The 8,310-nt window shown below is 71.5% G+C and carries 8 protein-coding genes and 1 pseudogene; 4 read left to right on the top strand and 5 right to left on the bottom strand.

The window, feature by feature from the left end; translation table 11 throughout:
• Window positions 1-188: 188 nt before the first annotated feature.
• Window positions 189-1,295, bottom strand: a complete 1,107-nt coding sequence (locus ACFW3D_RS37550) for an NAD-dependent epimerase/dehydratase family protein (RefSeq protein WP_500512342.1) — start codon at window positions 1,293-1,295, stop codon at window positions 189-191.
• 167 nt (window positions 1,296-1,462) lie between these two features.
• On the opposite strand from ACFW3D_RS37550, the pseudogene ACFW3D_RS37545 reads away from it, so the two are divergent.
• From ACFW3D_RS37545 to ACFW3D_RS37530, 4 genes and pseudogenes are all read left to right on the top strand, one after another.
• Window positions 1,463-1,594 (top strand): annotated as a pseudogene (locus tag ACFW3D_RS37545) (hypothetical protein); the annotation flags it as partial.
• 41 nt (window positions 1,595-1,635) lie between these two features.
• A complete protein-coding gene (locus ACFW3D_RS37540) occupies window positions 1,636-2,823 on the top strand; it encodes an NsdA family TPR-like regulatory protein (RefSeq protein WP_500512340.1) in 1,188 nt (395 codons plus the stop codon).
• A gap of 507 nt (window positions 2,824-3,330) precedes the next feature.
• On the top strand, window positions 3,331-4,554 hold the full coding sequence (locus ACFW3D_RS37535; protein ID WP_500512338.1) for an MFS transporter: 1,224 nt from the start codon (window positions 3,331-3,333) through the stop codon (window positions 4,552-4,554).
• Window positions 4,555-4,575: 21 nt separating this feature from the next.
• Window positions 4,576-4,836 carry a hypothetical protein gene (locus tag ACFW3D_RS37530; RefSeq protein ID WP_500512336.1) on the top strand — a complete coding sequence of 87 codons (261 nt, stop codon included), beginning with the start codon at window positions 4,576-4,578 and terminating at the stop codon, window positions 4,834-4,836.
• Between the two features lie 99 nt (window positions 4,837-4,935).
• Here ACFW3D_RS37530 and ACFW3D_RS37525 read toward each other — a convergent pair whose 3' ends face one another.
• From ACFW3D_RS37525 to ACFW3D_RS37510, 4 genes are read right to left on the bottom strand one after another with little or no spacing between them, the layout of a single operon-like run.
• Window positions 4,936-5,628, bottom strand: a complete 693-nt coding sequence (locus ACFW3D_RS37525) for an HAD-IA family hydrolase (RefSeq protein ID WP_500512334.1) — start codon at window positions 5,626-5,628, stop codon at window positions 4,936-4,938.
• Window positions 5,625-6,821 (bottom strand): MFS transporter, encoded by a 1,197-nt coding sequence (locus ACFW3D_RS37520; protein WP_500512332.1) that lies wholly within the window; start codon window positions 6,819-6,821, stop codon window positions 5,625-5,627. The genes ACFW3D_RS37525 and ACFW3D_RS37520 overlap by 4 nt, the downstream gene beginning before the upstream one ends.
• A complete protein-coding gene (locus ACFW3D_RS37515; protein ID WP_500512330.1) occupies window positions 6,815-7,450 on the bottom strand; it encodes an LOG family protein in 636 nt (211 codons plus the stop codon). Before ACFW3D_RS37515 ends, ACFW3D_RS37520 begins: the two co-directional genes overlap by 7 nt.
• A complete protein-coding gene (locus ACFW3D_RS37510) occupies window positions 7,438-8,157 on the bottom strand; it encodes an isopentenyl transferase family protein (protein ID WP_500512329.1) in 720 nt (239 codons plus the stop codon). The genes ACFW3D_RS37515 and ACFW3D_RS37510 overlap by 13 nt, the downstream gene beginning before the upstream one ends.
• Window positions 8,158-8,310: the final 153 nt, after the last annotated feature.

Here is an 8,310-nt window from a genome sequence, read left to right as displayed (position 1 = left end):
GGCCGAACCTCTTCAACCGCCTCGACAGAGGCAGTCACGTCGCTCATCAGGTGTTCTTCCTTGATCGGGAGTTACACCGTTCTTTTTACAGTCCCGATAGGGCTTGGGCACAGCGACATCCTTCCCACCCGCCCCACAGGGCAAGCCAGTTCAGATGTCACCCGATCGTGCATCAGACCCTGACGCGGCTACGTGGCGGTGGTGGCTTCGGTCCGGAGCCAGTCGGGGATCGCGGTGGGGTGGCGGGCGAGCCAGGCGGTGTAGCGCTCGATGCCATCGCAGATCGTGATGCCGGGCTTCCAGCCGAGTGTGTCGTGCAGGCGGGTGGTGCCGGCGTAGCCGCCGAGGGGGTCTCCGGGGGGCAGGGGGCTGGATTCGGTGCGGGTTCCCGGGTAGCGGTAGGCAATCAGGTCGGCGACCTGGCGGATGCTGGTGGGAGTACCGGTGCCGACGTTGAGGGTCTGCCGGTGAGCGCGCGGTGCGGTCAGGACGCGGCAGGTCGCTTCGGCGATGTCGTCGACGTGGACCAGGTCGCGGACCTGGTGGCCGCCGCCGTTGAGGTGCAGCGGGAGGCCGACCGCGGCGCGGGCGGCGAACCAGGCCACGACCCACGAGTGCGATCCGGGTTTGATGACCTGGGGTTCGCCGTAGACGGAGAAGTACCGGAGCACGGTGAATGAGGTGTCGGCCGCGTCCAGCGTGAGAGCGGTCTGGGTCTCGCCCCAGGGTTTGGTGTTGCCGTAGACGGACAGGGGCCGCAGCGGGGTGTCCTCGTCGAAGCGGACCGGGGTGCGGCCGTAGACGGTTTCGAGGAGCTGGCACATGGTGCGCGTCTCGTCGGTGGGCGGCGTCTGGTCGGAGGAGTTGCCGTTGCCGTAGACGGATGCGGAGGAGACAAACAGCAGGCGCCGTGTCCTGCTGCTGGCCGCCGCGGCGTCGAGGACGACCTGGGTGCCGGTGACGTTGGTGTCGATCGCAGCGTGCGGGGTGCGGGTGCAGGCGGCGACGTCGGCCAGGGCGGCGGCGTGGACGATGTAGTCGGCCTGCCCGGCCAGGCGGTCCATCAGGTCACGGTCGCGGATGTCGCCGGTGACGACCTGCGGGCCGGCTACGTCGATGCCGAACTGGTCCCGGTAGACGGCGGCCGGGTAGGCGTTGAGGGTGCAGACGACGGTGGGGTGGGCGCCGGCGGCCGCAAGGTCGCGCACGATGCGGCTGCCAACCAGGCCTGCGCCGCCGGTCACTAGAACGCGGGCGCCGTCCAGCTCTGGCGCCCTGTGCAGGGGGTGGGACACGGATCCTCCTCGTGAGGTGAACGAGGGCGCCGCCGCGAGGGACAGCGCGGTACGCGATCAGATCACCAGTTCGACCGGCTAGGGCGAAGAGGATGAGTGTGTGCCCGGTGTGTGCCCGCCCGGGGAAGGGACTTGCTCGCCTGCGGGCGCCTACGGCAGCGTGAGGGATGCCCATCGAACCGTTGAGCCGGGGTGCTGTTGTGGAGACCGGGATCCTGCATCCACTGACGTGGGTGCGGCGCGAGCACCACTGGTCGCAGGACGACCTCGCCCGCCAGGTTCAGCGCGTCGCGGCCCACTCAGGCCTGCGCTCAGGGGCGGACCGTAACCGGATCTGCAAATGGAACACGGCGTCACCCCGTCACTCCCCTCGCAGCTGCAGCTTGCTCAGGTGCTGCAGGTTCCCGAAGCCGACGTGCACGCCCTGGGCTGGCCAGGCTGGCTGCCCGCCTACAGCCAGACCTTGTCCTTCACCCCCGCCGACAGCCGCATCGCCCTGAGGGAGGCCACCGTGGCCCGCACCGACCGCCGAGCCTTCCTCGTGATGACCGCGGCAGCCGTCGCCGGCGTTGCCCAGCAGTGGGCAGCCACCGAACCCGGCCGTCTCACATCAGCCTTGGGCGGCCAGCGCGTCGACGGCCAACTGGTGGTCTGGCTGGAACAGCGCTGCGCGGATCTGCGAGCCCTGACAGCCGTCAGCGGCGAGCAGCTGCGCACGGTGGTCGACGCGCACCTCGACACGGCCATCGACCTGATCGACCGGGCAACCTACACCGAGACCGCCGGCACCCGCCTGCATGCGGCCGCCGCGCAACTCGCCCTCACCTCCGGCTGGCTGCGCTTCGACCAGGCCAGCCACGGCGCCGCGCAGCGGCTGTGGCACATGGCGCTGCACGCCGCCCACGTCGCCGACGACCGAGACCTCGGTGCTGCGGTGCTGAGCGACCTGGCCTACCAAGCGACCTGGCTCCACCAGCCCGCTCAGGCCGTCGAAATCCTCGACCATGCCCGCCGTCGCACCCACTCCCCCGCCGCACGATCCCTGCTCGACCTGCGCCGCGCCCGCGCCCTCGCCGCCCTTGCCGACCCCACCAGATGTCAACGAGCCCTGGCTGCTGCCGAATCCGAACTGGACCATGCAGCGCCGGGCACGACACCGCCGTGGATCGCCTGGATGTCACCGGCAGACCTCGCGGTCGACGCCGGGCGGGCCCTGCTCGACCTGGGCAAACCACAGCGTGCAGCGGACGCGCTCGAAAGCGGCCTGCGCCAGCTCGACCCGGCGCGGGCACGGACCCGCGCGGTCTTCCAGACCTACCAGGCCGAAGGTGCCCTGGCCGACCACGATCTCGACGCCGCCGTCTCCCACGCCCGCCACGCCCTCGACACCGCCCTGAACACCGGAGCGGCCCGCTGCCGAGGCCTGGTCACCAGCCTGTTGCCCCGCCTGGAAGCTCACCGCACCAGCCACCGCGAGGTGACCGCCTTCGTCGACGAGGCCCACAGTCGGCTCGCGTCAGTCGCCTGAACATGGCTGGCATCGCGTCCGCACACATCAGGGAAGCAGTCGCCGACATCCGCTCGCACCTGTCAACCTTCCGCCAACGTGGTGTCGTGTGGCTGCCGCACTCGATGCGCGGGCGACGGCATGGCAAGCGGCACACGCCTAACCTGAGCAGCGGGCACACACTGGCTTCGGCGCGACCCGCCCCATGGGCCGGGCTCACGGCGGTTCCAGTAGGCGAAATGCCCGGCCCTGATGTTCCGCTCACTGGACGCCCAGACGGCCTGGCGGACTTCGCGGTTCCTTGCCTGGCGTGCTGTTCCTAGCGTGATGGTCGTCCTCACGTCCGGGGGCCTCAGACACCGGAGGAACCATGCGTCCGAACCGCTCCGCGCGCCCCAACCGCTCCGCCCGTCCGAACCGGGCCGTCCGCCCCAACTGAGCGTCGCCCCCCGGTCAGAAGGCGGCCGCACTTCGCGGCCGCCTTCTGTCTTGCCCGCACCCATCCGTGATCTGCAAGGGGACCGGCTCGTGGCCACCACTGATGCACCCCTCACCCGCCACGCAGCGCCCGCACGGACGGGCCGCTCCGTGGTCTGGGCGCTGATCGCCGCCTCGCTGGTCGTGAAAGCGGGCGGCTTCGCCTGGGACTTCCTGGGCTACTACGTGTCCGTCACGCACGGCACTACCGCCGCGGGGGCGTCCATGACCCTTTTCGGCGTCGGCTGGTGCCTCGGCCAGGCCATCTCCGGCCAGCTCACCGACCGTGCCGGCCAGCGCACCGCGCTGGTGCTCATGATGACGTTCGCCGCCATCTCCTGCGCCGCGCTGACCCTGGTGGCGTCGCTGCCCGGCCTGCTGATCGTGTCCGTGTGTCTCGGGCTGACGATGGAGACCTACCGTCCGGCGGTCTCGGCGTCGATCAACGAACACATCGCCTCCGGCGGCGCCCGGGCCCGGGCCCAGACCGCGCTGTACTGGACGATCAACGTCGGGATCGCCATCTGCGGCGGGCTCGGCGGCTACCTGGCCCACCACTACGGCTGCAAGCCGTTGTTCATCGCCAACGGTGCCGGATGCCTGGCCTTCGCATTGCTGGCCCTGCGCCTGCTGACTGCCCGCCGGGCCACACCAGGCGGCCCGGGGAAGGATGTCACCTTCCGCCAGGTCCTCGCCGACCCCGACCTGCGGTGGATCGCGCTGGTCTCGACGGCAGCGATGGCGTGCGCATGGGGCATGGTGTCGGTCCTACCGCTGCTGATGACCGCCGACGGGCTTCCGCCCACCGCGTACGGCACCGCGATGATCGCCAACACCGTCGCTGTCCTGGTCCTCACCCCGCCCATGACCAGACTCCTCATCGGCCGCGGCGACCTGCTGCGCTTCTCCCCCGTCGCTGTGCTGGCGGCCGGGACAGCCGTCCTCGGCGCGGGCATCGGCTTCGCCGCCTACCAGCACACCACGCTCGGCTACTCGATCGCGTGCGCCGCCCTCGCCCCCGGCGAGATCGCCTACAGCATCGCCGTCGGCGCGTACCTATCCACCGCGGCGCCGGACGGCGCCGTCGGCCGCTACCAGGCCGTCATCTCCGCCTCCTCGGCGGTCGCGTCCCTGCCACCGCTGGGTATCGCCATCGCTCTCAGCGCGTGCGGCCGGGCACTGGTTGCCGCGCTCCTGGGTGGCTGCGCCCTGCTGGGTGTCGTGGCCTGCCTCCCGCTCTCCCGTGCCCTGCGCCGCAGCGCCTGCGCGCACTGACCTCGTACAGAAGGAATCGTCGTGACTGCCAACTTCTCCCTCCTCCCCTGGCCTTCGGACCGCGCACCGGTGGCTGCCCAGCAGTCCGCCGTACCCACCGCCAGGCCCGCCCAGCCCTCGGACGCTCCCACCGAGCGGACCCAACCCGAGGTGCTGGCCGCGGTCCCGGCCGCGGTGCTCGATCGCGCCGCGTCGCTCCGTACGCCGACGATGTGCGGCCTGGAGGCTCAGAACGATCTGGGAATGTCGCATCCGGGGCCGCGTATGCCCTGGTGGTGGTAACGACGTCGATTCGGCGTTCGTACGACGCCAATGAGCCGGGCGCGACCAAGGTAGGGGCCCTGCTCGCGCCCGGCTCGTCTGTGGGCGGATGCGCTGTGGTCAGGCGGCCACCGACGATGCGGCGCCGGCAGGGCGGACCACGGCCGGGGCGGGGTGCAGCTGCGGCAGGTGGTGGGCGAGTTCGGCGAGGTTGCCGGTGTAGTGCAGCGTGCGCATCCCGAGCCGGGCGGCGGCCTCGCAGTTCTCGATGCGATCGTCGATGAACAGCGTCTTCTCCGGCTCGGGCCATCCCGCGGCGGCGAGCGCGGCCTCATATGCCTTGGCGTGCGGTTTGTTGATGCCGATGCGGGCGCTGTAGACGGTGCGGGACATCAGGCTGCAGGACCACTCGGCGACGTCGATCGCGTCCGCGACGACGTGTGGCGCGTTGCTGAGGAGTGTCAGACGCGCTCCGGCCCGGTGCGCGGCGCGCAGCAGGTGCACGACGGCGGGGTCGACGGTGATCCACATGGCGACGTCGGTGGCGATGAGGTCAGGCAACAGGTTGCCGAAGGTGCGGTCGGTGCGCAGCACCAGGCCGCTGCTCCAGAACTGGGCGTTGGTGATGACGCCGGCGTCGTAGCCGTCGCGGCGCGCCCAGAATGCCTGCTGAAACTGAGGGATGCGGTCGGCGGGCCATCCGGCAAGGTGGGCGAGGTGCTGCCAGGCTTCGGCTGGTGGCTGCACGCCGACCACGCCGTTGTAATCGAGGATCACGGCCTGCAATGCGTTGGCCGGGGGACGAAGGGTCATCGGGGGGACTCCAGGGCATGTCGGGAGGCTGCGGCAACGGTGGCCGCGAGCAGGACGGGCAGGGCGAGAGCGACCGGCAGGTTGCCGGTGAGGGAGGCGAGGGCGCCGATGGCGGCGGGCCCGGCGAGCAGGCCGATGTATCCGGTGGCGGTGACGGCGGCGACAGCCCGGGGGCCGTGCCGCCCGGAGGCGGTGATCAGGGCGGGCACTGTGGTGGACAGGCCCAGCCCCAGCGCGGCCCAGCCCACGAGGGCCGACCAGGCGGTTCCGACCAGAAGTCCGGTACCGAGGCCGGCGGTGGCGAGGAGCGCGCCAGCTCGGACCAGGGCGGTTGCGCCGTAGCGGGTGGTGAGGCGGTCGCCTGCGAGGCGGCCGGTGGCCATGGCTGCGCTGTAGACCGCGTATGCCGATGCGGACACCGTGGCGGTGGCGTGCAGTCCGTGGAGGTGGACCGCGGACCAGTCGGCGGCCGCTCCTTCGCCCAGCAGGCAGGCTGCGGCCAGCGCTCCTAGCAGCCACAGCCCGGCCCGACCACGGCCCGGGGCGGCGAGCTCCGACGCGGAGCTGCCCGAGCTGTCCGGCTGGTTCGTGGGGAGGGTCGTGATGCTGCGGACGGCTGGTGCGGTGAGCAGAGCCGCGGCGGCCGCCGCGAAGCCCGCGATCAGGAAAACCCGGCTGTGGCCGGTGTAGGCGGTGGTGGCGGCTGCGGCCGCGCCCAGGAGCGCGCCGATGCTGAAATTGGCGTGCAGGGACGACATGATGCTGCGGCCGTAGGCGTCTTGGCAGCGGACGGCGGCGACGTTGGCGCCGACGTCGAGGAGCCCGTGAGCCAGGCCGAAGGCGAGCGCGGCCACCAGGAGCGTGGGCAGGGTGCGGCAGGCGCCGAGGGCAGCCAGCGCAGCGGCGAGCGCCACGGCCGGTGCGGTCAGCAGCGCGGCGGGGCCGTGCCGCTGGGCAATCCGGCCGCCAGCATAGAGGCCCGCGACCATTCCGGCGGCGGCCGCGAGCAGCATCAGGGATAGTCGGCCCGCGGTCAGGTGGGCTGCGGCCTGGACGGCGGGCATCCTCGCGCCCCAGATCGCCATCAGCGCTCCGAGCCCGGCGAAGTAGCCGGACAGCAGCCTTCTGGCGGCGACGGGCGGCGCATCGTGGACAACCGGTGCTGCAGCTGCGCGGGCGGTGGTGGTCAGCATGGCTTGACCTCGGCGGGTGTCAGGTGGGCGAGGACTTCTGTCGTCAGCCGGGCAGGTTCGGCATCGACGACCACCAGGTCGCGGTCGCGGTCGCGGGCCGCGAGGAACCCCGCCTGCTGAGCGCTGGTCAGGAAGGTCAGCAACGGGCTGAAGAAGTTCGCGGTGTTGAGCAGCGCGATCGGTTTGGTGTGCAGGCCCAGTTGAGCCCAGGACCACATCTCGGCGAGTTCCTCCAGCGTGCCGAGCCCGCCGGGCAGGACCAGAAATGCGTCGGCTAACTGGCACAGCCGGGCCTTGCGGTCGGGCATGTCGGCCACGATCTCCAGATGCGTCAGGCCGGGGTGGACGATGTCCGCGCGGTTGAGGACCTGCGGCAGGACACCCGTGACGCGGCCGCCGGAGGCCAGGGCGGTCTCCGCGAGCGCCCCCATCAGTCCGATGCGGGCGCGGCCGTAGACGATCTCGACCCCGGCCGCGGCCAGCAGGCCGCCCATGGTCCGGGCGGCGTGCTCGTAGGCGGGGTGACGGCCGGTGGCCGACTCACAGAACACAGTGAACCGAAGTGGCCGGCCGGGGTCGAACGGGGTGTCCAGGACGGGCGAGGCAGAGGCGGTGGTCAGATCTCGCACAACGTCACCTCGAATCCGCGCATCGCCATCTCAGGCAGAGCATCGGCCAGAGCGCGGCGCTGCTGGCGGGCGTAGTCCAGGTGCGCGTCGGTCACGGCGGTGGCGAACTGGGCGCGGCGCAGCCGGGCGGGCAGGCCGCGCAGGTGCATGGGGTCGATGCCCTCGGTCGTGCACAGGTCAATGACCTCGCGGTACCCGGCGATGCTGTACAGCCGGGGCCGGGCTTCCGGGTGGGGCCACAGGTCGGCGAGTTCGTCGACCAGCGTGCGTTCGCTGTGGTTGCCGTAGCCGAGCATCTGCTCGACGCGGTCGGCGACCCGGGCAGCGTACGTGCCGGCGCTGGACTCCAGCCAGCATTCGACAGCAACGGTCGCGTCCTCGAACCAGTCGCCGCGGGTGAGGAGTTCCGCGAGGATGGAGATGGAGCCGCCTTCGAGGATCAGTCGGTCGACGCCGCTGTCCTGGAGCATCTTGCGGTGGTGGACGAGGCGGTCGACGGCGTCGGCGGCGGTGATCACGCCGTGGTGCACTGGCCGCTCGGTCAGGTAATGGCGGACGGTGTCCTGCAGTTCGGCTTGCGTGGGGCGACCGCAGCCGATGGCCAGCTGCGGGTGGCACTGCACGCGGTCCAGTACCAGGACGGGGCTGTCGTGCCGCTGTGCCAGCGCGGCGGAACGGCCGGTCTTGCCGACGGCTGTCGGGCCCAAAATGAGATGGATCGGTATCAAGGCGTGCCTCCTGCCGCGGATCGCCATCGCAGCGGACCGTTGGGGGGATGGGTGGGTGGTGCCGCCGGGCCGGGCGTGGACGAGGACGTTGGGGTGGCCCGGGTCGGCGGCAACGGCTCATGGGAGGGTCAG

Origin of the sequence: Streptomyces sp. NPDC058864 (genome assembly GCF_042742985.1) — a bacterium.
In the GTDB taxonomy this organism is placed as follows: domain Bacteria; phylum Actinomycetota; class Actinomycetes; order Streptomycetales; family Streptomycetaceae; genus Actinacidiphila.
This window is presented reverse-complemented; position numbering and strand designations above follow the sequence as displayed.

Coding starts and splice junctions, on each gene's coding strand:
- ACFW3D_RS37540 (WP_500512340.1), top strand. CDS start 1,636: ATGGAACACGGCGTCACCCCGTCACTCCCCTCGCAGCTGCAGCTTGCT.
- ACFW3D_RS37525 (WP_500512334.1), bottom strand. CDS start 5,628: ATGACCCTTCGTCCCCCGGCCAACGCATTGCAGGCCGTGATCCTCGAT.
- ACFW3D_RS37520 (WP_500512332.1), bottom strand. CDS start 6,821: ATGCTGACCACCACCGCCCGCGCAGCTGCAGCACCGGTTGTCCACGAT.